This window comes from Streptomyces nitrosporeus (assembly GCF_008704555.1).
Classification (GTDB): domain Bacteria; phylum Actinomycetota; class Actinomycetes; order Streptomycetales; family Streptomycetaceae; genus Streptomyces; species Streptomyces nitrosporeus.
In genome coordinates, this window is the sequence record NZ_CP023702.1 from 5,299,268 (window position 1) to 5,320,550 (window position 21,283).

Annotated in this window: 16 protein-coding genes; 11 read left to right on the forward strand and 5 right to left on the reverse strand. The window is 72.6% G+C overall.

Annotation, left to right across the window (positions count from 1 at the left end):
- The first annotated feature begins 70 nt into the window (after positions 1–70).
- Complete coding sequence (locus tag CP967_RS23370; RefSeq protein ID WP_150489846.1) at positions 71–865, forward strand: arylamine N-acetyltransferase family protein; 795 nt, start codon at positions 71–73, stop codon at positions 863–865.
- A 272-nt stretch (positions 866–1,137) separates the two neighbouring features.
- Positions 1,138–2,022, forward strand: a complete 885-nt coding sequence (locus CP967_RS23375; protein WP_150489847.1) for a YceI family protein — start codon at positions 1,138–1,140, stop codon at positions 2,020–2,022.
- A 41-nt stretch (positions 2,023–2,063) separates the two neighbouring features.
- Here CP967_RS23375 and CP967_RS23380 read toward each other — a convergent pair whose 3' ends face one another.
- A complete protein-coding gene (locus tag CP967_RS23380) occupies positions 2,064–2,309 on the reverse strand; it encodes a hypothetical protein (protein WP_190175005.1) in 246 nt (81 codons plus the stop codon).
- Positions 2,310–2,532: 223 nt separating this feature from the next.
- On the opposite strand from CP967_RS23380, the gene holA reads away from it, so the two are divergent.
- Complete coding sequence (holA, locus tag CP967_RS23385) at positions 2,533–3,522, forward strand: DNA polymerase III subunit delta (protein ID WP_150489849.1); 990 nt, start codon at positions 2,533–2,535, stop codon at positions 3,520–3,522.
- A 361-nt stretch (positions 3,523–3,883) separates the two neighbouring features.
- Here the strand turns inward: holA and rpsT are convergent, their stop codons facing one another.
- Positions 3,884–4,150 (reverse strand): 30S ribosomal protein S20, encoded by a 267-nt coding sequence (gene rpsT, locus CP967_RS23390; RefSeq protein WP_150489850.1) that lies wholly within the window; start codon positions 4,148–4,150, stop codon positions 3,884–3,886.
- Between the two features lie 215 nt (positions 4,151–4,365).
- Between rpsT and lepA the strand changes: the two genes are divergently transcribed.
- From lepA to hemW, 4 genes are all read left to right on the forward strand, one after another.
- Positions 4,366–6,240, forward strand: coding sequence for a translation elongation factor 4 (gene lepA / locus CP967_RS23395; protein WP_150489851.1), 1,875 nt, complete (start codon positions 4,366–4,368; stop codon positions 6,238–6,240).
- Positions 6,241–6,591: 351 nt separating this feature from the next.
- A complete protein-coding gene (locus CP967_RS23400; RefSeq protein WP_150489852.1) occupies positions 6,592–8,481 on the forward strand; it encodes an AMP-dependent synthetase/ligase in 1,890 nt (629 codons plus the stop codon).
- Positions 8,482–8,723: 242 nt separating this feature from the next.
- Positions 8,724–10,754 carry an ATP-binding SpoIIE family protein phosphatase gene (locus tag CP967_RS23405; protein WP_150489853.1) on the forward strand — a complete coding sequence of 677 codons (2,031 nt, stop codon included), beginning with the start codon at positions 8,724–8,726 and terminating at the stop codon, positions 10,752–10,754.
- Positions 10,755–10,765: 11 nt separating this feature from the next.
- Positions 10,766–11,998: a radical SAM family heme chaperone HemW gene (gene hemW, locus CP967_RS23410; protein WP_190175006.1), complete on the forward strand. Its 1,233-nt coding sequence runs from the start codon at positions 10,766–10,768 to the stop codon at positions 11,996–11,998.
- 300 nt (positions 11,999–12,298) lie between these two features.
- Here the strand turns inward: hemW and CP967_RS23415 are convergent, their stop codons facing one another.
- The 3 genes from CP967_RS23415 to CP967_RS23425 all read right to left on the reverse strand — a co-directional run bounded on the left by CP967_RS23415 (position 12,299) and on the right by CP967_RS23425 (position 16,934).
- Complete coding sequence (locus CP967_RS23415; protein WP_150489854.1) at positions 12,299–15,178, reverse strand: ABC transporter substrate-binding protein; 2,880 nt, start codon at positions 15,176–15,178, stop codon at positions 12,299–12,301.
- 189 nt (positions 15,179–15,367) lie between these two features.
- Positions 15,368–16,186: a DUF3097 domain-containing protein gene (locus CP967_RS23420; protein ID WP_150489855.1), complete on the reverse strand. Its 819-nt coding sequence runs from the start codon at positions 16,184–16,186 to the stop codon at positions 15,368–15,370.
- Between the two features lie 25 nt (positions 16,187–16,211).
- Positions 16,212–16,934, reverse strand: coding sequence for an MBL fold metallo-hydrolase (locus CP967_RS23425; protein WP_150489856.1), 723 nt, complete (start codon positions 16,932–16,934; stop codon positions 16,212–16,214).
- A 163-nt stretch (positions 16,935–17,097) separates the two neighbouring features.
- On the opposite strand from CP967_RS23425, the gene hrcA reads away from it, so the two are divergent.
- The 4 genes from hrcA (at position 17,098) to CP967_RS23445 (ending at position 21,234) form a co-directional block, all read left to right on the forward strand.
- On the forward strand, positions 17,098–18,114 hold the full coding sequence (gene hrcA / locus CP967_RS23430) for a heat-inducible transcriptional repressor HrcA (protein WP_150489857.1): 1,017 nt from the start codon (positions 17,098–17,100) through the stop codon (positions 18,112–18,114).
- Entirely contained in the window at positions 18,115–19,254 is a 1,140-nt protein-coding gene (gene dnaJ / locus CP967_RS23435; protein ID WP_150489858.1) for a molecular chaperone DnaJ, read from the forward strand. It begins immediately after the preceding gene.
- A 166-nt stretch (positions 19,255–19,420) separates the two neighbouring features.
- Positions 19,421–20,494 (forward strand): nitronate monooxygenase, encoded by a 1,074-nt coding sequence (locus tag CP967_RS23440; protein ID WP_150489859.1) that lies wholly within the window; start codon positions 19,421–19,423, stop codon positions 20,492–20,494.
- Positions 20,491–21,234 (forward strand): 16S rRNA (uracil(1498)-N(3))-methyltransferase, encoded by a 744-nt coding sequence (locus tag CP967_RS23445; RefSeq protein ID WP_150489860.1) that lies wholly within the window; start codon positions 20,491–20,493, stop codon positions 21,232–21,234. The genes CP967_RS23440 and CP967_RS23445 overlap by 4 nt, the downstream gene beginning before the upstream one ends.
- Positions 21,235–21,283 lie beyond the last annotated feature (49 nt).

Consider the following 21,283-nt stretch of genomic DNA (forward strand, 5'->3'; position numbering starts at 1 on the left):
GGACCCGGGCCCTCGGACCGAGGACCTGGGACCCATGACACGGAGCCCGCGACCGGGGCAGACTCCGACCATGTTCGACAGTGACTGGGCCGACGCCTACCTGGAACGTATCGGTGCGACCCGCCCCCGCCGGGCGGACGCCGAGGCTCTGTGCGGCCTCCAGTGGCACCACCTGACTACCGTCCCGTTCGAGAACCTGTCGGTTCATCTGGGTGAGGACATCGTCCTGGAGGACGGGAAACTCGTCCACAAGATCGTGACGGATCGCCGGGGCGGCTTCTGCTACGAACTCAACGGTGCCTTCGCCGCACTGCTGCGGGAACTCGGCTTCCGCGTCACGTTCCTGCAGGCACGGGTCTTCGACGACGGCGGACGCCTCGGCATTCCGTACGGCCACATGGCACTCCGGGTGGAGACCGGCGACGGCACGGGCCCATGGCTGGTCGACGTCGGATTCGGCGACCACGCACTCAAGCCCCTCGCGCTGGACGAACGCGGCGAGCAGGAAGACCCGTGCGGAGTGTTCCGTCTCCGGGTGGCTCCGCAGGGGGACCTGGATCTGTCGCGTGACGGCAAGCCGCAGTTCCGCCTGGACCCGCGGCCACGGGAGCAGGCCGACTTCCGGGCCGGTGCCTGGTACCACCGGACCTCCCCCGAATCCCACTTCACCCGCTCGCTGGTCTGCTCGCGGCGCACGGAGGCCGGACGTATGACGCTCAGCGGGCGCACCCTGATCACCACCGTGGGAGACGAGCGCCACGAGAGCCCCCTCGGTACCGACGCGGAGGTGCTGGACGCCTACCGGGACCACTTCGGCCTGCACCTGGCGACCGTGCCCGTGGTCCGCAGGGACCCGAACGCCTGAAGCGCCGGGGCCGCCCGCCCATGGGCAGCGGGCGTACGGGGCGTCGGCCACCCGCCCCGGCACACGGCGTCCCGGCACCCGAACCGCATACAAGCGGAACTATCAATTCGGACCTTCGGTAACACCTCGGTGCAACCCGCGTCCAGCTGCCACGTTTGCCTCGAAGGTTGCAACAGTGATCGAATATCCATTCGTCGGTGGGCCGCTGCTTCGACAAAGACGTTCATCCGTCAGGGGCCCGAGGTGAGAAGTGCCCTGGGGAGTACGTTCAGATGTTCGGTCGTTTGCTAGGTGGTAAGGCGAAATCCGGCGCCGGTTTCAGCAGTGGCGTTCCGGGCCTTCCTGTGCCGAAGACGGCGGGGCTGCTCAGTTGCCGGGTGCTGGACCCCGTGGGCGAACCGGTACGGCAGGCCGAGTTCGTCGTCACCGACGGTATGGGCCGCAAGGTCATCGGTGGAGAGACCGATCCGTTCGGCAGCGTCGTCACCGCGGTGCCGTCCGGTGACTACCGGCTCGCCGTCACCGCCGAGGGCTTCACTCCCTTCCACAGCCCGGCCGTGGTGGCCGAGGGAGGGCATGTCGGCCTCGGGGACGTGACCCTCCAGGTGGCTCACCCGCCGCAGTTGCCGACCCCCGGCGACTGGGAGATCGAGCCGATGCACTCCCAGATCGGCTTCACCGCCCGCCACATCGGTATGGCGCGCATCCACGGCAGGTTCAACACCTTCGCGGGGGCGGTCCGTATCGCCGACCGCATGGAGGACTCCGCCATGCACGTCGTCATCGACGCCGCGTCGATCGACACGAACGTCCAGATGCGCGACGACCACCTGCGTTCGTCGGATTTCCTGGACGTCGGGCGGTACCCGACCCTCGAGTTCTACAGCGACCGGTTCGTCCACCGCGGTGGCCACCGCTGGTCGGTCAGCGGTGCGCTCACCCTGCACGGCGTGAGCCGTACCGTGACGCTGGACACCCGTTACCTGGGCCTCGGCAACGGCCTGGAGGGCGAGGTCAGGGCCGCCTGCCGGGCCACCACGGAACTGCACCGGGAGGACTTCACCCTCACCTGGCAGACCATGCTGGCCCGTGGGATCGCCGCCGTGGGATCCAGCATCGAGATCGACATGGACATCCAGATCGTTCCGAAGGGCTGAGCCCTCGGGGCCTTCCGCGGCCCCCGGACCCGGCGAGCGGCCTACGGGGCCTCCAGCCACCCCTCGTACTCCCCGGCGAACTCGTCGAGAGCGTCCGCGTCCAGCCGTCCGGCCGGGTCCTCGACCACGACCAGCCACTGGGCGTCCTCGGCGTCGTCCTCGCCGGCCAGGGCATCGCGTACGAGCTGGGGCTCCTCGGCGACGCCGAACCGGTCGGCCAGTTCCCCGGCCGCCTCCTGGGCCGAGTCGCGGTCGGGCAGCACCAGCACATGTCTCACATCACTCACCCGCACATTCTCCGGCATGCGGGGTGCCCGTATACCCGGGAGGGCCGTACGCCAGGGAGGCCCGTATGCCCGGGTGGGACTCCCGGGCGGGGAGAGCCGCGGCCGCCGTCGTACGAACGGGTGCCGGGCAGACGGCCGGTCCGGGCAGACGGCCGGCCCGGTTCGGCCGTTCCGGCAGGTGTGCCCGGTTCGTTGTCACCGGTGCGTGGGATGCTGGACGGCGATGGCCACCAGAAGGAATTCCACCGACGATCCGCTCGCCCCCGTCACGCTGGCCGTGGGCCAGGAGGACCTGCTCCTGGACCGTGCCGTGCAGCATGTGGTGGCCGCGGCCCGCGCGTCCGACGCCGACACGGACGTACGCGACCTCACCCCCGACCAGTTGCAGCCCGGCACGCTCGCGGAGCTGACCAGCCCCTCGCTGTTCGCGGAGCGCAAGGTGGTGATCGTCCGCAACTCCCAGGACCTTTCCGCCGACACGGTCAAGGACGTCAAGGCGTACCTCACCGCGCCCGCCGAAGAGATCACTCTGGTGCTTCTGCACGCGGGCGGGGCCAAGGGGAAAGGTCTGCTGGACGCGGTGCGCAAGGCCGGGGCCCGCGAGGTCGCCTGCCCCAGGACGACCAAGCCCGCGGAGCGGCTCACCTTCGTCCGGTCGGAGTTCCGGGCGCTGGGGCGTTCGGCCACCCCGGAAGCGTGCCAGGCGCTCGTGGACTCCATCGGGAGCGACCTGCGCGAACTGGCGAGTGCGGTCTCCCAGCTCGTCGCGGACATCGAGGGGACCATCGACGAAGCCGTCGTCGGGCGTTACTACACGGGCCGTGCGGAGGCGTCCTCGTTCGCCGTCGCCGACCGTGCGGTCGAGGGCCGGGCGGCGGAGGCGCTGGAGGCGTTGCGCTGGTCGCTGTCGACGGGGGTGGCACCCGTGCTCATCACCAGCGCCCTGGCCCAGGGTGTCCGCGCGATCGGCAAGCTGTCCTCGGCCCGTGGAGGCCGGCCGGCGGATCTGGCACGTGAACTCGGCATGCCGCCCTGGAAGATCGACCGGGTGCGCCAGCAGATGCGGGGCTGGACACCCGACGGGGTATCGGTGGCACTGCGGGCCGTCGCGGCTGCCGACGCCGGGGTCAAGGGCGGTGGAGACGATCCGGAGTACGCCCTGGAGAAGGCCGTGGTCGCCGTGGCCCACGCGGCCCGTTCCGGCGGGCGCTGAGCCTGCCGGAGAACCAGCCGAGCGGCAGGAACAGCTGAGCCTGCCGGAACAGCTGAGCCCGTCAGCCGTGCGGGCCTTCAGCGCTCGCCCGCCCGGCACCGGCAGCGGCACCTCGCCGTCCCGCCCCGCCCCGGCATCGCTGATCCCCGCGCCGGTACCGCGAGAACCCCGTACCGCGAGAACCCCGGGCAGCGCGAAGGCCCCGGGCGGTGTCCTGGGGAAGGATGGCCCGGGGCCTTCACGTTCGTACGTTGTGCGCCGCACCCGCGTGGCGAACGCAGGTTCGGTGTGCGGCGCGGGGTGCCGGTCAGGAGCGGGAGAGAGGGCCCGCTGTGTCCTGCCCGGCGTTCACATCACGAGCTCAGCCCTGGAGGGTGGCGACCTTGGCAGCCAGCGCCGACTTCTTGTTGGCGGCGGCGTTCTTGTGGATGACACCCTTCGAGACGGCCTTGTCGAGCGCCCGCGAAGCGTCGCGAGTGGCCACGGAGGCCTTCTCGACGTCACCGGCGGCGACGGCCTCACGGGCCTTGCGGATCGCGGTCTTGAGCGAGGACTTGACGGCCTTGTTGCGCAGGCGCGCCTTCTCGTTCGTCTTGTTCCGCTTGATCTGGGACTTGATGTTCGCCACGAAAGAGCCTTTTCAGGTTCGTTGGATCTTCTAGGTGCGCCGCGCCGCTCCGAGGAGCCACGAGGCACAGCTGCCCACGGTACCAGTGACCCTCCGACCGGCCCAAACCGCTCCCTGCCGCCCAGGCGTGGGACGATGGGGGCTACGTATCGATCCGTCCGACCCGACTTCGACCCGAGACACGGCGTCCGGCGTCTCAAGAATCAGGACCCTGCGTGCCCGCGACTCCTACCAACGTGCCCGAGCCGAGCCGTACCGACCCGGCGCTGATCCGTAACTTCTGCATCATCGCGCACATCGACCACGGCAAGTCGACCCTTGCCGACCGGATGCTCCAGCTGACGGGCGTGGTCGACCAGCGGCAGATGCGTGCTCAGTACCTCGACCGGATGGACATCGAGCGCGAGCGCGGCATCACCATCAAGTCCCAGGCGGTCCGTCTGCCGTGGGCCCCCACCGAGGGGGAGGAGACGGGCAGGACCCACATCCTCAACATGATCGACACCCCGGGCCACGTGGACTTCACCTACGAGGTCTCCCGGTCCCTCGCCGCCTGCGAGGGCACGGTCCTGCTGGTCGACGCCGCCCAGGGCATCGAGGCGCAGACCCTCGCCAACCTCTACCTGGCGATGGAGAACGACCTCACCATCGTCCCGGTGCTGAACAAGATCGACCTGCCCGCCGCCCAGCCCGAGAAGTTCTCCGAGGAGCTGGCCAACCTCATCGGCTGCCAGCCGGAGGACGTGCTGAAGGTCTCGGCGAAGACGGGTGTCGGCGTGGACGCCCTGCTCGACCGGGTCGTCCGTGACATCCCCGCCCCGGTCGGCCGGGCCGACGAGGCCGCCCGCGCGATGATCTTCGACTCGGTGTACGACCCGTACCGCGGTGTCGTCACCTACGTCAGGGTCGTCGACGGCCAGCTCAACAAGCGTGAGCGCATCCGGATGATGTCCACGGGCGCCACGCACGAGCTGCTGGAGATCGGGGTCTCCTCCCCGGAGATGACCCCGGCCGACGGCATCGGCGTCGGCGAGGTCGGCTACATCATCACCGGCGTGAAGGACGTGAGGCAGTCCAAGGTCGGTGACACCATCACCAGCCTCAGCAACGGCGCGACCGAGGCGCTGGGCGGGTACAAGGACCCCAAGCCGATGGTGTTCTCGGGCCTCTACCCCCTCGACGGGTCGGACTACCCCGACCTGCGCGAGGCCCTGGACAAGCTCCAGCTCAACGACGCCGCCCTGGTGTACGAGCCGGAGACCTCGGCCGCCCTCGGCTTCGGCTTCCGTGTGGGCTTCCTCGGACTGCTGCACCTCGACGTGATCCGCGAGCGCCTGGAGCGCGAGTTCGGCCTGGAGCTCATCGCCACCGCCCCCAACGTGGTCTACCGCGTCGAGATGGAGGACGGCACCGAGCACGTCGTCACCAACCCGAGCGAGTTCCCCGAGGGCAAGATCGACAAGGTGCACGAGCCGGTCGTGAGGGCCACGGTCCTGGCGCCCAGCGAGTTCATCGGCGCGATCATGGAGCTCTGCCAGAGCCGGCGCGGCACCCTGCTCGGCATGGACTACCTCTCCGAGGACCGGGTCGAGATCCGCTACACCCTGCCGCTGGCCGAGATCGTCTTCGACTTCTTCGACCAGCTGAAGTCCAAGACCCGGGGCTACGCCTCGCTCGACTACGAGCCCACCGGCGAGCAGGCCGCCCAGCTCGTCAAGGTCGACATCCTGCTCCACGGCGACAAGGTGGACGCGTTCTCCGCGGTCACCCACAAGGACAAGGCGTACGCCTACGGTGTCCGGCTCGTCGCCAAGCTGCAGAAGCTCATCCCCCGGCAGAACTTCGAGGTGCCGATCCAGGCGGCCATCGGCTCCCGGGTCATCGCCCGTGAGACCGTCCGCGCCATCCGCAAGGACGTCCTCGCCAAGTGCTACGGCGGTGACATCTCCCGTAAGCGGAAGCTGCTGGAGAAGCAGAAGGAAGGCAAGAAGCGGATGAAGATGGTCGGCAGCGTCGAGGTGCCGCAGGACGCGTTCATCTCGGTCCTGTCCACCGACGAGTCGGCCGGCGAGGGCAAGGCCAAGAAGTAGCCCGCACCCCGGGCCCGCCGCCCCCGGACCGGCCTCCCGGGCCAGCACCCCCGGGCCGGTGCGGCCGGCCCGGCGCCCCCGGGTCCCGCTCACCCGCCCGGCAGGCCCCCGGGCCGCGCATCCCGCGGCCCGGGGGCCTGCCCGCCGTCCGGGACCCGGCCCGGGGGCCTGTTCGTTATGAAGCGGCGGCCTGTAGCCCCTTACGCCGCAGACCGGTGCGCTCTAGTCTGATCAGCACCCCGTTAGTTACTCGCCAGTTAAGCAAGCAGGCCGAGCGGGAACGCACAGCAGGAAGACAAGCAGCAGCATCGATAAGCCGGTCGTAGCAGCGCCGCAGGCCCGGAGGACGTCGTGAGCGACACACAGACCTTGATCGATAGCCGGCCGCCCTCCGTGGCGACCCTCTTCATCGACCGCGTGGCGGCCACCCCGGACGGTGAGGCGTACCGCTACCCCGTCCCGCCGGCCTCCGGGCAGGGGCCCGACGCGTGGAAGTCGCTCACCTGGGCCGAAGCCGCAACCCGGGTGTACGCCGTCGCGGCCGGTCTGATCTCCCTGGGCGTACGGCCGGAGGAGCGGGTGGCGCTCGCCTCCTCCACCCGGGTCGAGTGGATCCTCGTCGACCTCGGGGTGATGTGCGCGGGTGCCGCGACCACCACGGTCTATCCCTCGACCAACACCGAGGAGTCCGCCTTCATCCTGGCCGACTCCGAGAGCCGTGTCCTGATCGCGGAGGACGCCGCCCAGCTGGCGAAGGCGCGGGAGGCCAGGGCGGAACTCCCGCACCTGCGCCATGTCGTGGTCATCGACCCGGCCGGCGCGGAGCCCGCAAAGGGCGATCCGGAGGGCTGGCTGCTCACGCTCGCCGAGCTGGAGGCGCGGGGCGCCGAGCACCTCGCGAAGAACCCCGACGTGATCACCGAGCGGGTCTCCGCGATCACCTCCGACCAGCTGGCGACACTGATCTACACCTCGGGCACCACCGGCCGCCCCAAGGGCGTACGGCTGCCGCACGACAACTGGTCGTACATGGCCAAGGCGACCGTCGCGACCGGGATGATCAACGCGGACGACGTCCAGTACCTCTGGCTGCCGCTCGCCCACGTCTTCGGCAAGGTCCTCACCTCCGGCCAGATCGAGGTCGGCCATGTGACGGCGGTCGACGGCCGGGTCGACAAGATCATCGAGAACCTGCCGCTCGTCCGGCCGACCTACATGGCCGCCGTCCCCCGGATCTTCGAGAAGGTCTACAACGGGGTCGCCTCCAAGGCGCGGGCCGGCGGCGGCGCCAAGTACAAGATCTTCCAGTGGGCGGCCGGGGTGGGCCGGGAGTACGCGAGGGTCTCCCAGGACAACTTCCGCCGCACCGGCAGGGCGTCCGCCCCGCTCGGCCTCCGGACCAAGCACCGGATCGCGGACGCCCTCGTCTTCGCGAAGATCCGCGAGGCCTTCGGCGGACAGCTCCGCGCCTGCATCTCGGGCTCCGCGGCCCTCGCCCCCGACATCGGCTTCTTCTTCGCCGGCGCGGGCATCAACATCCTGGAGGGCTACGGCCTCACCGAGTCCAGCGCCGCCTCCTTCGTCAACCGCGGCGAGTCCTACCGCACCGGTACCGTCGGCAAGCCGCTGCCCGGCACCGAGGTGCGGATCGCGGACGACGGCGAGATCCTGCTGCGCGGCCCCGGGATCATGGAGGGCTACCACCAGCTGCCGGAGAAGACCGCCGAGGTGCTGGAGCCGGACGGGTGGTTCCACACCGGGGACATCGGCGAGCTCTCCCAGGACGGCTACCTGCGGATCACCGACCGCAAGAAGGACCTCATCAAGACGTCCGGCGGCAAGTACATCGCCCCCGCCGAGGTCGAGGGACAGTTCAAGGCGGTGTGCCCGTTCGTCTCCAACATCCTGGTCCACGGCGCCGACCGGAACTTCTGCACCGCGCTCATCGCACTCGACGAGCCGACCGTCCTCGGCTGGGCGAAGGAGAACGGCCTCGGCGGCAGGTCCTACGCCGAGGTGGTCGCCTCCCCGAAGACCGTCGAGCTGATCGCAGGGTACGTGGAGCGGCTCAACGAGGGCCTGCAGCGCTGGCAGACCATCAAGAAGTTCCGGCTGCTGCCCCGCGACCTGGACATCGAGCACGGCGAGCTGACCCCCAGCCTCAAACTGAAGCGGCCGGTCGTCGAGCGCGAGTACAAGGGCCTCATCGAGGAGATGTACGAGGGTTCGCGCGAGGCGTAACACCGCGCGGCGCGGGCGGCCCGGGGCTTCGGGCACGCACGTCAGGGCCGGGCCGGACGGGGGCGGAGGCACCCGCCGGGTCCGGCCCTTCCCCGTTCCGGGGGAACCTGTTGCGTCACTCGGTGCTTATGGGCGCGCCCGGTCTGTCACTCTGTCTCCCGGGGCCTTTCGTTCGCGGCGCGAGCCGGGCGGAAGGTCCTGAAACGTCAGCGGCGTTTCGCGAGACCGTCAGGAGCCGCACCGTGGGACCCATCCCCTTGCAGCGGGACATCGTGCACCGTCCCGGAAGTACCGTCGCCGGTCAGGGCGACGACCCTCGTTCGGTTGCCCGTACGAGCCTGCCCGGCATCCCGCTGGCCTCCTCCGCGGGCCGCCGGTTCGTCCGGGCCGCCCTGGCCGAGTGGGCCTCGCTCGGCCTGCCGCGCGCCGGGGGCTTCGGCGACCGCGTCGTCGACGACGCGGTGACCGTGGCCAACGAGCTGGTCACCAACGCCGTCGTGCACGCCGGTACGGCGGTCGAACTGCTCCTCCGCCTGGAGGAGGCGTCCGGCGCCGAGCCCGCCGCTCTGGTCCTGGAGATCACCGACCACCACCCAGCCCGTTCGGTACGCGACGAGACGGACGGGCGCCCGGACCCCGCCGAGTACGGCCGGGGGCTCCAGCTCGTCGCCACCCTCGCCGAGTCCTGGGGCATCACCTACCGCACCGGTCTCAAGACGGTGTGGGCCCGCCTCCCCGCCGACGCGTGGGAGAGCCTGCCCGCGGTGCCCCCGCCGGCCGGTGCCCTCACCGGGCCGGCGGCCGGCGCCCCGGCCACCCGCGCACCCGGGGCCGCCACCGGCGGGACGGCGGGGGAGGCCGGGGGAGCGGGGGAGACCGAAGGGGCGCAGGACGGGCGGGACGCCCTGCTGGCCGGGCGCGGGGCGCTCTCCTTCCTGGCCGAGGCGTCCGACCTGCTCGCCGGTCTGCTCGACGAGGAACAGGTGACCGCGACGGCGGGCCGGCTGGTGGTGGACCGGCTCGCCGACTGGTGCGCCGTCTGGCTGGAGAGCGAGGGCGGCGGGCCCGGGGCCGCACCACGGCTCGCCGGGGTCTGGCACCGGGACGCGGAGATCGCCGAGCGGCTGCGCCCGGCGCTGGAGAAGGAACCGTTCCGGTTACCCGCGGGCGTGGGACCCGGCGCCGTCCCCGTGCCGTGGCCCCGGGACGTCCCGGAGGGGCACGCGGGCCCCGGCACCGTCCTCGCGCACGGCATCTCCTCCGGCGGGCGCACCCTCGGCGCCGTCCTCGTCGGCCGGGAGGGCGTCACCCACTTCCCCGGCGAGGTCGCCGCCCTGGTCGCCGACTTCGTACGCCGGGTCGGCCTCGCCGTCGGCGCCGCGCGCGCCTACACCCGGCAGGCCACCATCAGCCGCATCCTCCAGCGCGGCCTGCTGCCCAGCAAGGTCGCCGACATACCCGGTGTGACCAGCGCCCTGGTCTACGAGCCCGGCGACGACGGCGTGGTCGGCGGCGACTTCTACGACCTCTTCCCGTGCCCCGGTGGCCGCTGGTGCTTCGTGCTCGGCGACGTCCAGGGCAGCGGGCCCGAGGCCGCCGTCGTCACCGGGCTGGCCCGGCCCTGGCTGCGGCTGCTCTCCCGGGAGGGCTTCGGCGTCGGCGAGGTCCTGGACCGGCTCAACCGCCTGCTGCTCGACGACGCCATGGAGGCGGCCGAGGCCGCCGCGCTGATGGTCGCCGCCGCGGGCGGACAGCAGCTCCAGGACGGCACCCAGTCCCGCTTCCTCTCCCTGCTCTACGGCGAGATCGTGCCGCTGCCGGGCGGGGGCGTCCGCTGCACCGTCGCCAGTGCCGGACACCCCCTGCCGCTGCTGCTGCGCCCCGACGGCTCCGTACGCCCGGCCGCCGAACCGCAGGTACTGCTCGGGGTCGTCGAGGACGTCGCGTACGAGAGCCAGAGCTTCGGCATGGAGCCCGGCGACAGCCTGCTCTGCGTGACCGACGGGGTGACGGAGCGGCGCTCGGGGCGGCTGATGTTCGACGACGGCGACGGGCTCGCGCACGTCCTGGCCGGCTGTGCGGGACTACGGGCCGACGCGATCGCCGAACGGATCAGGCAGGCCGTCCACGGCTTCGCCGAGCAGCCGCCCGACGACGACCTCGCACTGCTGGTGCTCCAGGTCGGTGAGGCCGGGGACACCCGGACCGGGCCGGCCGGGGGCGGGGGGACGGCCCCGGCCGGGGGCGGGGAGGAAACGTCCGGCGCCGGGTGACAATGGACGGTATGCCTTCCGTACTGCCCGATGGTGAGCCCGTGCCCGACGACGGGGCGTTGCCCCGCCATGCCCTGGAAGGCGCCGCCGGCCGGCCGCTCGGCTTCTACCTGCACGTGCCCTACTGCGCCACCCGCTGCGGGTACTGCGACTTCAACACCTACACGGCGAGCGAGCTGCGGGGTTCCGGCGGCGCACTCGCCTCCCGGGACAACTACGCCGCCCACCTCACCGAGGAGGTGCGCCGGGCCCGCAAGGTCCTCGGTGACGACCCCCGGCAGGTCCGCACGGTCTTCGTCGGCGGCGGTACGCCGACGCTGCTGCCCGCCGCCGACCTGGTCCGGATGCTGGCCGCGATCCGCGAGGAGTTCGGCCTGGCCGAGGACGCGGAGATCACCACCGAGGCCAACCCGGAGTCGGTCGGCCCGGCCTATCTGGAGGCCCTGCGCGAGGGCGGCTTCAACCGGATCTCCTTCGGGATGCAGAGCGCCCGGCAGCACGTCCTGAAGATCCTGGACCGCACCCACACCCCCGGCAGGCCCGAAGCCTGTGTCGCCGAGGCGCGCGCCGCCGGGTTCGACCACGTCAACCTGGACCTGATCTACGGCACGCCGGGCGAGTCCGACGACGACTGGCGGGCCTCCCTGGACGCCGCGATCGGCGCCGGGCCCGACCATGTGTCCGCGTACGCGCTGATCGTCGAGGAGGGCACCCGGCTCGCCCACCGCATCCGGCGCGGCGAGGTCCCGATGACCGACGACGACGTCCACGCCGACCGCTACCTGATCGCCGACGAGGCGATGGCCGCCGCGGGCTTCTCCTGGTACGAGGTGTCGAACTGGGCCCGTACGCCCGAGGGCCGCTGCCTGCACAACGAGCTCTACTGGCGCGGGGCCGACTGGTGGGGCGCGGGCCCGGGGGCGCACAGCCACGTCGGAGGCGTGCGCTGGTGGAACGTCAAGCACCCGGGGGCGTACGCCCAGGCGCTCAGCGAGGGACGCTCGCCCGGGGCCGGCCGCGAGATCCTCACCGAGGAGGACCGGCGGGTGGAGCGCATCCTGCTGGAACTGCGGCTGCGGGACGGGTGCCCGCTGTCCCTGCTCGCGCCCGCCGGGCTCGCGGCGGCGGGCCGGGCGGTGACGGACGGGCTGCTGGAGGCCGGTCCGTTCGGGGAGGGCCGGGCGGTCCTCACCCTGCGCGGGCGGCTGCTGGCCGACGCGGTGGTCCGGGACCTCGTCGACTGACGGCGCACGCCGGAGCACGGACGCGGTGCGGAGCCCCGGCACACGGCTGCGGCCCCTCGCGTCCGGGCCCGCGCACACCGGGCGCACAACGGACGTACGCCGACCCGGCCCGCGCACACCGGACGCACGCCGCCCCCGCCCCGCGTACGCGGGGTGTACGCCGACCCGGCCCAAGGCCCGGCGACCGTAGGCCGACCCGACCCGACCCGGTGAATCCGCGGGCCGCGGTGCCCGCCCGCCGACCCGGCCCGGGGAATCTGCCGGCCACGGCTCACGTGCCACCGGCCACCGCCGCCCGGGTCACTCCACCGGGCACATCGCAGCGGTGAGCTCCACCCGTGAACCCGCCGCACGCCCGCACACGATGTCCGTCCGGGCGTCCGGCCCCGGCAGGGTGACCCGCACGATGTTCAGGCCGTGCACCTTCTGGTCGGCGTACGGGATCGTCCCCCGGAACGTCACGGTCCCGGTCGGCATGTCGTGCAGGGCGACCGAGTACAGCGTGGCCCAGGTCTCCGCCGCGCTCTGCGGCTCGTCGCCGCGGGCCGCCGCCGCGTACAGGGCGGCCGTCGCCTGGTAGGAGATGACCGTCTGGCCCCCGGCGAACAGCTTGTCCTCGTACGCGGGGCGGTCCCCCGGCAGCGGCGGGACCGGCCGCCCGTCCGGGAGGAGGTCCTGGAGGGCCTTGCGCGAGTCCTCGTAGAACGTCCGGCCGCCGCCGCGGTTCATCGGGGCCAGCGAGCCGTGGTAGAGCGTGACGTGCTCGGCCAGCTTGGTGGAGTCGTCGAAGCGGGCCTTGGTCATGTCGTCGCCCGCGAACACGGTGATGTCCTTCTTCGAGCAGCCCTCGATCTGTCCGAGGCCGGACATCAGGGTGTTGACGTCCTCCACCCGGCCGGCGAAGTACAGGGCGTCGGGGACGCGCTCGGCCCCGCATATCTCGTGCAGCGGGGCGTCCAGATCGGCGGAGCCGCCGTCCCGGGCGAGGGAGTAACGGGTGTCCGCCGTCACCGTGAACCCGGCCTCGCGCAGCATCTCCAGGCCCACCCGGCGGTGCTCGGCGGTATAGCGGTCCTTGTCCTCGTTGCCCACCTTCCGGGACAGGACCACCGCCTGCGGGTGGTCGAGGCGCCCGGCGAGCTGTCCGGCTATCAGCCCCAGTGCCTTCGCCTGCTCCTCGTCGGTCGCGGCGAGACCGAAGTAGTTGGAGTACCGCCTCGCCAGGTCGCTGCCGGAGTTGGTGGTGTCCACCAGCGGCAGCCCGGCGCGCTGGAGCATCCCGGTGGCCTCGGCGCTCTGGGTGGTGTTCCGGCCGAGCCCCACCACCCCGACCACCGACGGGTCCCGCTCGGCCACCTCGATGATCTTCTCTACGGCCTCCGTCTGCCGCAGCATGTCCTGGCCCCCGTTGGCCGTCAGGACCCGCAGCTTGACGGAACGGTTCGCCGTCTCGTTGACGAAGCGCTGGTGGAGGTAGACGCCGGTCAGCTCCTCCAGGCCCTTGCGGGTGTCCTCCCGGTTCCTGCCCGTGCCGGTGAGGGGGCCCGCGTAGACGATGGTGACGAAGTCGTCACCGGGGTAGATACCGGCGTTCTGCTCCCTGACCGCCCGTTCGATCCGGTCGAAGGTGACGCCCTCGCCCACCCCTCTCAGCTCCAGGGAGTTGCCCTTCGCGAAGCGCACCTCGGGCACGGTGGCCACCCCCACGCACTCCTCGGCCCCCCGGGGGCCCTCCAGCAGGACCGCGTCCGTGCTGCGGCCGGTCAGCGGACCGTGGCAGTACGTCGCCTTCCAGTGCTCGCTCCACAGGAAGGTCCCCAGCAGCGCCCCGACCAGCGCCAGTGCCACCGTCGTCCGTGACATCACCCACCACGCCCAGGTGCGGTGCACCCGGCGGGTGACCAGCTGGGCGTGGGCGTGCTCGTGGGTCAGCTGCCCGGTGGACAGCGGCAGCCGCAGCACCCACGCCAGCGACACCGCCGCCGCGGGCGCCTGCCCGACGCTCAGCGCGTCGACCCATGCCTCGTAACGGGCGCGCGCCCCCGACCTGGCGCCGCTGTGCGGGGCGGGCTCCGGCGGCAGCGGCGGGGTGTGCCGCATGATCTGCGCGGCCGGCAAGGAGGCCAGGAGCAGCAGCGGGTCCACCTCGCTGCGACGGGAGCGCACGTTGTTGATCGCGTTGATCAGCAGGACGCCGCCGTTGTCCTGGGTGGCGGTGGGCAGCAGCACCACCGGCGGGACCGTGCGCTTGCCGCGCCGCCAGTCCCAGGCGTGCGGCCGGTAGTTGTGCAGCAGGTCCTCCAGCAGGGCCTGCACCCGCAGCTCCAGATGGAACTGGCACGCGTGCGCGTCGCCCGCCCGCGCGTCGGCCACCCGTCCGGCGACCGCCGCCGCCCGCGCCTGGATCACCCGCCACGAGCGGCTCGGTGAGAAGCGCGACCAGCCGTCGGACGGATAACCGGTGCTGGAGGCGGCCAGCGAGGAGGTGGTGGCCAGCCACCGGCTGGCCCGGCGCAGCCACAGCAGCGGCGGGGCCGCCGTGGTGACCAGCCGGGCCACCGCCAGACCGCACAGGGCGCCCACGGCGACCAGGACGGTCAGCAGCCAGCCGATCTCGCCCAGCAGCACACTGAGTACGGCGATGAACACGGCCCCCAGGAAGGTCTCCGGCCGCACCGACGCGATCAGCGAACTCCACCAGGTGCCCGGCCCCGAGGCGGACGCCCGCCAGCGCAGCCGCCGCAGCTCGGCCAGGATGCGCTCGTCGCGGACCCGGGGCGGGAGGCCGCCGGGCAGCGCGGAGGCGGCCTGCTCGATGGCGTCCAGGAGACGGGAGCGGGGGAAGGAGAAGGGCTTGTACTGCGAGCTGCCCCGGGTCTCCCACGGTTCACGGGTCAGCTCCCGCACCAGGGAGAGCGCCGCCTCGTACGGGGTCCCCCCGGACCCGTGGGGCATCTTCACCGGGACCCGGCGCAGCCGGTTCGCCCGGTGGACCAGGTGGACGATCTGCTCGACCCGGCCGTCGATGTCCGCACCGGCCCCCGCGTCGGCGGCCTGGGCGACCACCAGCGGCATCACCGGCCGGTTGACCCGGTACTGGTCGATCAGCTCCTGTACGAGGTGGAAGACGGCGGACGCCGCCTCGTTCTCCGCACTGTCCCGCCACACTTCGCGTGCCATCCGCCCCCTGCCTCCCCGGGGCCCGCGAACAGGATCGGTCCCGCGATCCGGAGGAAGGGCCCCAGCCCGTCCAGCTCCTCAGAAGCTGCCGTCCAACTCCTCGCCTCACCTCTCAATAACCGATGGTGCGCATGTGGCGCAGGCAATCATCCCGATCGGTACCGGATCCTCTTCGACGGACCCGGGACATCACGCAGGAACAGTGACGAAGTCGATCAATTCCTCGACGCGGCCGAGGAGTTGGGGCTCCAGGTCCTTGTAGGAGTGGACCTTGGAAAGAATGTGCCGCCAGGCGGCACCGGTGTTCGGCGGCCACCCCAGCGCCCGGCACACCCCGGTCTTCCAGTCCTGGCCGCGCGGCACCGCCGGCCAGCCGGGAATGCCCACGGAAGCGGGCTTCACGGCCTCCCACACGTCGATGTACGGGTGCCCGACCACCAGCACGTCCGGACCCGTGACCCCGGCCGCGATACGGGACTCCTTGGAACCCGGCACCAGATGGTCGACCAGCACCCCGAGCCGGGCGTCCGGGCCGGGGGCGAACTCGCGGACGACCGCGGGGAGGTCGTCGACACCCTCCAGGTACTCCACCACCACGCCCTCGATGCGCAGGTCGTCGCCCCAGACCCGCTCCACCAGCTCGGCGTCGTGCCGGCCCTCCACGTAGATCCGGCCCGCCCGCGCCACCCGGGCCCGCGCCCCCGGCACCGCCACCGAGCCCGACGCCGTACGGGAGGGGCGGGCCGGGCCGCCCGCCGACGGGCGTACCAGGGTGACCACCTTCCCCTCCAGCAGGAAGCCGCGCGGCTCCAGCGGGAACACCCGGTGCTTGCCGAAACGGTCCTCCAACGTCACCGTCGGCCCCTGGGCCGTCTTCTCGCACCGGATCACCGCACCGCAGAAACCCGTCGTCACCTCCTCGACCACCAGATCGGGCTCGGCGGGCACCTCGGGGGCGGCCGACGGCTTCTTCCACGGAGGGGTCAGATCCGGCTGGTAGCTGCGCATGCGCCGACGATACGACGCGCCCCGGTCACGACACGCCGAACCGCTCGGCCAGCCGGTCCCGCTGGGCCCGCACGAACGCCGCGTCCACCACGGCCCCGTGCCCCGGCACGTACAGCGCGTCCTCACCGCCCAGTTCCAGCAGCCGGTCCAGCGCGGCCGGCCAGCGGCGGGGCACCGCGTCGGGGCCCGCCTGCGGCTCCCCGGACTCCTCGACCAGGTCGCCGCAGAGCACCACCACGGGAGAGCCCGGCACCAGCACCGCCAGGTCGTGGCCGGTGTGCCCCGGGCCCACGTTGGCCAGCAGCACCTGGAGGCCGCCGCCCAGGTCGAGCGTCCACTCGCCGCTCACCTGGTGGCGCGGGACCACCAGCGCGTCGGTCGCCGCCGTGGCCTCGTGCTCGCCCATCCCGTGGCGCACCGCGTCCTCCCGCAGCCGGGCGGCGCCTTCCGCCAGCAGCTCCGCCGTGCCGACCGCCCCGTAGACCTCCGCCCCGGCGAAGGCCGCGGTACCCAGGACATGGTCGAAATGGGGGTGGCTCAGTGCGATGTGCGTCACCCTCCGGCCGAGCAGCCGCTCCGCCTGGGCCCGCAGCTCGGCCCCCTCCCGGAGCGAGGAACCCGTGTCGTGGAGCAGCACCCCCTCCGTCCCGGCGACCAGCGCGGCGGTCGCGTCCCAGACGGGAAGGCGCCTGCGGCCCACACCGTCGCCCAACCGCTCCCAGCCGAGGTCTTCCCAAGAGACGTCCATACGGCGACGCTATCGGGACGGCCCGCGCCCTCCCGCGACGGCGTGGCCGGTCGCCCTTGCCCCCGGACCGCCCCGCCCCCGTACACTGACCGGGGAGTTGTTGGCACTCGCCCGCACAGAGTGCCAGGCAGGCACCGGAGAACCACAGCTGGAGGTGTGCGCGATGCTCAGCGAACGCAGACTCGAGGTACTGCGCGCCATCGTCCAGGACTACGTCGGCACCGAGGAGCCCGTCGGCTCCAAGGCGCTGACCGAGCGGCACAACCTGGGAGTCTCCCCGGCCACCGTCCGCAACGACATGGCCGTGCTGGAGGACGAGGGCTTCATCGCCCAGCCGCACACCAGCGCGGGGCGCATCCCCACGGACAAGGGGTACCGGCTCTTCGTCGACAAGCTGGCGGGCGTCAAGCCCCTGTCGTCGCCGGAGCGCCGCGCGATCCAGAACTTCCTGGCCGGCGCGGTCGACCTGGACGACGTCGTGGGCCGTACGGTCCGGCTGCTGGCGCAGCTGACCCGGCAGGTCGCCGTCGTGCAGTACCCCTCGCTGACGCGTTCGACGGTGCGCCACGTGGAACTGCTCTCGCTGGCCCCCGCCCGGCTGATGCTCGTCCTGATCACGGACACCGGCCGGGTCGAACAGCGTATGATCGACTGTCCTGTTCCGTTCGGCGAGACCTCTCTGGCCGATCTGCGTGCCCGGCTCAACAGCCGGGTCGTGGGGCGCCGCTTCGCGGACGTCCCGCAGCTGGTGCAGGACCTTCCGGAGTCCTTCGAGGCAGAGGACAGGGGGGCCGTGTCCGCGGTCCTGTCCGTCCTCCTCGAAACTCTGGTCGAAGAGACGGAGGAGCGGCTGATGATCGGCGGCACCTCCAACCTCACCCGCTTCGGGCACGACTTCCCTGTGATGATCCGGCCGGTGCTGGAGGCACTGGAGGAGCAGGTCGTGCTGCTGAAGCTGCTGGGTGAGGCCAAGGACTCAGGCATGACCGTACGGATCGGGCACGAGAACGCCCACGAGGGCCTCAACTCCACGTCCGTCGTCGCGGTCGGCTACGGTTCGGGCGACGAGGCAGTCGCCAAACTCGGCGTGGTCGGACCGACCCGCATGGACTACCCCGGAACGATGGGAGCGGTACGCGCAGTGGCACGTTACGTCGGACAGATCCTGGCGGAGTCGTAAGTGGCCACGGACTACTACGCCGTACTCGGCGTGCGCCGCGACGCGTCCCAGGACGAGATCAAGAAGGCATTCCGCAGGCTCGCCCGCGAGCTGCACCCGGATGTCAATCCCGATCCGAAGACCCAGGAGCGGTTCAAGGAGATCAACGCCGCCTACGAGGTGCTGTCGGACCCGCAGAAGAAGCAGGTCTACGACCTCGGCGGCGACCCGCTGTCCGCCTCGGGCGGCGGCGGTGGCGCCGGCGGCTTCGGGGCCGGCGGCTTCGGCAACTTCAGCGACATCATGGACGCCTTCTTCGGCACGGCGTCGCAGCGCGGGCCCCGCTCGCGCACCCGGCGCGGCCAGGACGCCATGATCAGGCTGGAGATCGACCTCAACGAGGCGGCCTTCGGCACGACCAAGGACATCCAGGTCGACACCGCCGTCGTCTGCACCACCTGCAGCGGCGAGGGGGCGGCCCCCGGCACCTCCGCGCAGACCTGTGACATGTGCCGCGGCCGCGGTGAGGTCTCCCAGGTCACCCGGTCCTTCCTCGGCCAGGTCATGACCTCGCGCCCCTGCCCGCAGTGCCAGGGCTTCGGCACGGTCGTGCCCACCCCGTGCCCGGAGTGCGCCGGCGACGGCCGCATCCGCTCGCGGCGCACCCTGACCGTGAAGATCCCCGCGGGTGTCGACAACGGCACCCGGATCCAGCTCGCGGGCGAGGGCGAGGTCGGCCCCGGAGGCGGCCCGGCCGGCGACCTGTACGTCGAGATCCACGAGCTGTCGCACCCGGTGTTCCAGCGCCGCGGCGACGACCTGCACTGCACGGTCACCATCCCGATGACGGCGGCGGCCCTCGGCACCCAGGTGCCGCTGGAGACGCTGGACGGCCTGGAGGAGATCGACATCCGCCCCGGAACCCAGTCCGGGCAGTCGGTCCCCCTGCACGGGCGGGGCATCACCCACCTGCGCGGCGGCGGGCGCGGCGACCTGATCGTGCACGTCGAGGTGACCACCCCGACGAAGCTGGACCCCGAGCAGGAACGCGTACTGCGCGAACTGGCGCAGATGCGCGGCGAGGAGCGGCCCACCGGGCAGTTCCAGCCGGGCCAGCAGGGCCTGTTCTCCCGGCTGAAGGACGCCTTCAACGGCCGCTGACCCCGGTCCCGCCCTTCCCGCGCCGCCCGCCGGTCCCGTACCGGCGGGCGGCGCGGCGCGTTCCGGCGGGGGACGGGCCCGGGGCGGGACCGGGGCGCACCCCGGTACGCCGGGGTGCCTCCGGGCCGCATTCGGTACGCCCCACCGGACGTGGGACGATTCGTCCATGTCCCTGGCGCTGAACGGCCTCTGCCGCTACCCCGTCGTACAGGCCCCGATGGCCGGTGGTGCCTCCGGTCCGCCGCTGGCCGCCGCCGTCTCCGACGCCGGAGGGCTCGGTTTCCTCGCCGCCGGCTACAGGACGGCCGACGGGATGCGCGACGAGATCGGGCGGCTGCGCGGGATGACCGGGCGGCCCTTCGGCGTGAACCTCTTCATGCCGCAGCCCCCGCCCGCCGGCACCGACGCCGTCGAGGCCTACCGCCGGCGGCTCGCGGACGAGGCCGTCCGGTACGGGACCCCGCCCGGCGACCCCGGGGGCGACGGCGACGACGGCTACGAGGCCAAGATCGCGATCCTGCTCGACGACCCCGTGCCCGTGGTCTCCTTCACCTTCGGCTGCCCCGCGCCCGAGGTCCTCGGCGCGCTGGCCGGGGCCGGTACGTTCACCATGGTGACGGTCACCTCGGTCCAGGAGGCCCGCGACGCCCGGCGGGCGGGCGCCCAGGCGGTCTGCGTCCAGGGCACCGAGGCCGGCGGCCACCGCTCCACGCACCGGGACGACCCGCAAGGCGGGCTCACCGGGACCGGGCTCCTCAGCCTCCTCGCCGAGGTCCGCGAGAGCGTCCGGATCCCGGTCGTCGCGGCCGGCGGGCTGATGCGCGGCTCCCAGATCGCCGCGGTGCTGGCCGCCGGGGCCGAGGCCGCGCAGCTGGGGACGGCGTTCCTGCCCTGCCCCGAGTCCGGTGCCCACCCGCTGCACAAACAGGCCCTCACCGACCCGCTGTTCGTGACGACGGCCCTGACCCGGGCCTTCTCCGGCCGCCCCGCACGCGGGCTGGTCAACCGCTTCGTCCGCGAGCACGGGGCCTGCGCCCCGGCCGCCTATCCGCAGGTGCACCGGATGACCGGCCCCCTGCGCAAGGCCGCCGCCCTGGCCGGGGACGCGCAGGGCATGGCCCTGTGGGCGGGCCAGGGCCACCGGATGGCACGCGCGCTGCCCGCCGGTGAACTCGTGGAACTGCTCGTCGCGGAAATGGACGCCGCAGCCGCGGCCGTGAGTGGGAGGAGCGCCCGGTGACCGCACCGGTCTTCGTCGTCGGACAGCTGCCCGGAGGGCCGGAGTTCGTCCTGGACGGCCCGGAAGGGCGGCACGCCGTATCGGTCAAGCGGCTGGCCCCCGGGGAGGAGGTCGTCCTCACCGACGGGCACGGCCGCTGGACCCGGGGCCTGGTCCGCGCGGCCGAGGGGAAGGACCGCCTGGTCGTCGAGGTGGGCCCGGTCCAGGAGGACCCCGCCCCCGAACCCCGCGTCACCGTCGTCCAGGCCCTCCCCAAGGGGGACCGGGGCGAGGTCGCCGTCGAGACGATGACCGAGACCGGGGTCGACGTGATCGTGCCCTGGCAGGCCGCGCGCTGCATCACGCAGTGGAAGGGCGACCGCGGCCTCAAGTCACTCGCCAAGTGGCGCACCACGGCACGCGAGGCCGGCAAGCAGTCGCGCCGGACGCGCTTCCCGGAGGTGACCGGGGCGATGACGACCAAGCAGATCGCAGCCCTGCTGGCCGGGGCGGACTTCGCAGGGGTCCTGCACGAGGACCGCGAGGCCCCGAGCGCCGCGCTCGCCACCGCCGAACTCCCCGCCCGCGGCTCGATCGTGCTGGTCGTGGGCCCGGAGGGCGGTGTCTCCCCGCAGGAGCTCGCCGCCTTCGCCGAAGCCGGCGCCCCGGCCTACCGGCTCGGCCCGAGCGTGCTGCGCACCTCGACCGCGGGGACGGCCGCCGCGGCGCTGCTGATGGGGCGCACGGGCCGCTGGGGCTGACCCCGGCCCGGGTCCCGGGACCCGCCGCGGCTCCCGGGACCCGCCGCAG

What these genes read in the sequence shown, in the direction of transcription:
- CP967_RS23370 (WP_150489846.1), top strand. Translation starts at nt 71, where the DNA reads ATGTTCGACAGTGACTGGGCCGACGCCTACCTGGAACGTATCGGTGCG.
- CP967_RS23375 (WP_150489847.1), top strand. Translation starts at nt 1,138, where the DNA reads ATGTTCGGTCGTTTGCTAGGTGGTAAGGCGAAATCCGGCGCCGGTTTC.
- holA (WP_150489849.1), top strand. Translation starts at nt 2,533, where the DNA reads ATGGCCACCAGAAGGAATTCCACCGACGATCCGCTCGCCCCCGTCACG.
- hemW (WP_190175006.1), top strand. Translation starts at nt 10,766, where the DNA reads ATGCCTTCCGTACTGCCCGATGGTGAGCCCGTGCCCGACGACGGGGCG.
- CP967_RS23415 (WP_150489854.1), bottom strand. Translation starts at nt 15,178, where the DNA reads ATGGCACGCGAAGTGTGGCGGGACAGTGCGGAGAACGAGGCGGCGTCC.
- CP967_RS23420 (WP_150489855.1), bottom strand. Translation starts at nt 16,186, where the DNA reads ATGCGCAGCTACCAGCCGGATCTGACCCCTCCGTGGAAGAAGCCGTCG.
- CP967_RS23425 (WP_150489856.1), bottom strand. Translation starts at nt 16,934, where the DNA reads ATGGACGTCTCTTGGGAAGACCTCGGCTGGGAGCGGTTGGGCGACGGT.
- hrcA (WP_150489857.1), top strand. Translation starts at nt 17,098, where the DNA reads ATGCTCAGCGAACGCAGACTCGAGGTACTGCGCGCCATCGTCCAGGAC.
- CP967_RS23440 (WP_150489859.1), top strand. Translation starts at nt 19,421, where the DNA reads ATGTCCCTGGCGCTGAACGGCCTCTGCCGCTACCCCGTCGTACAGGCC.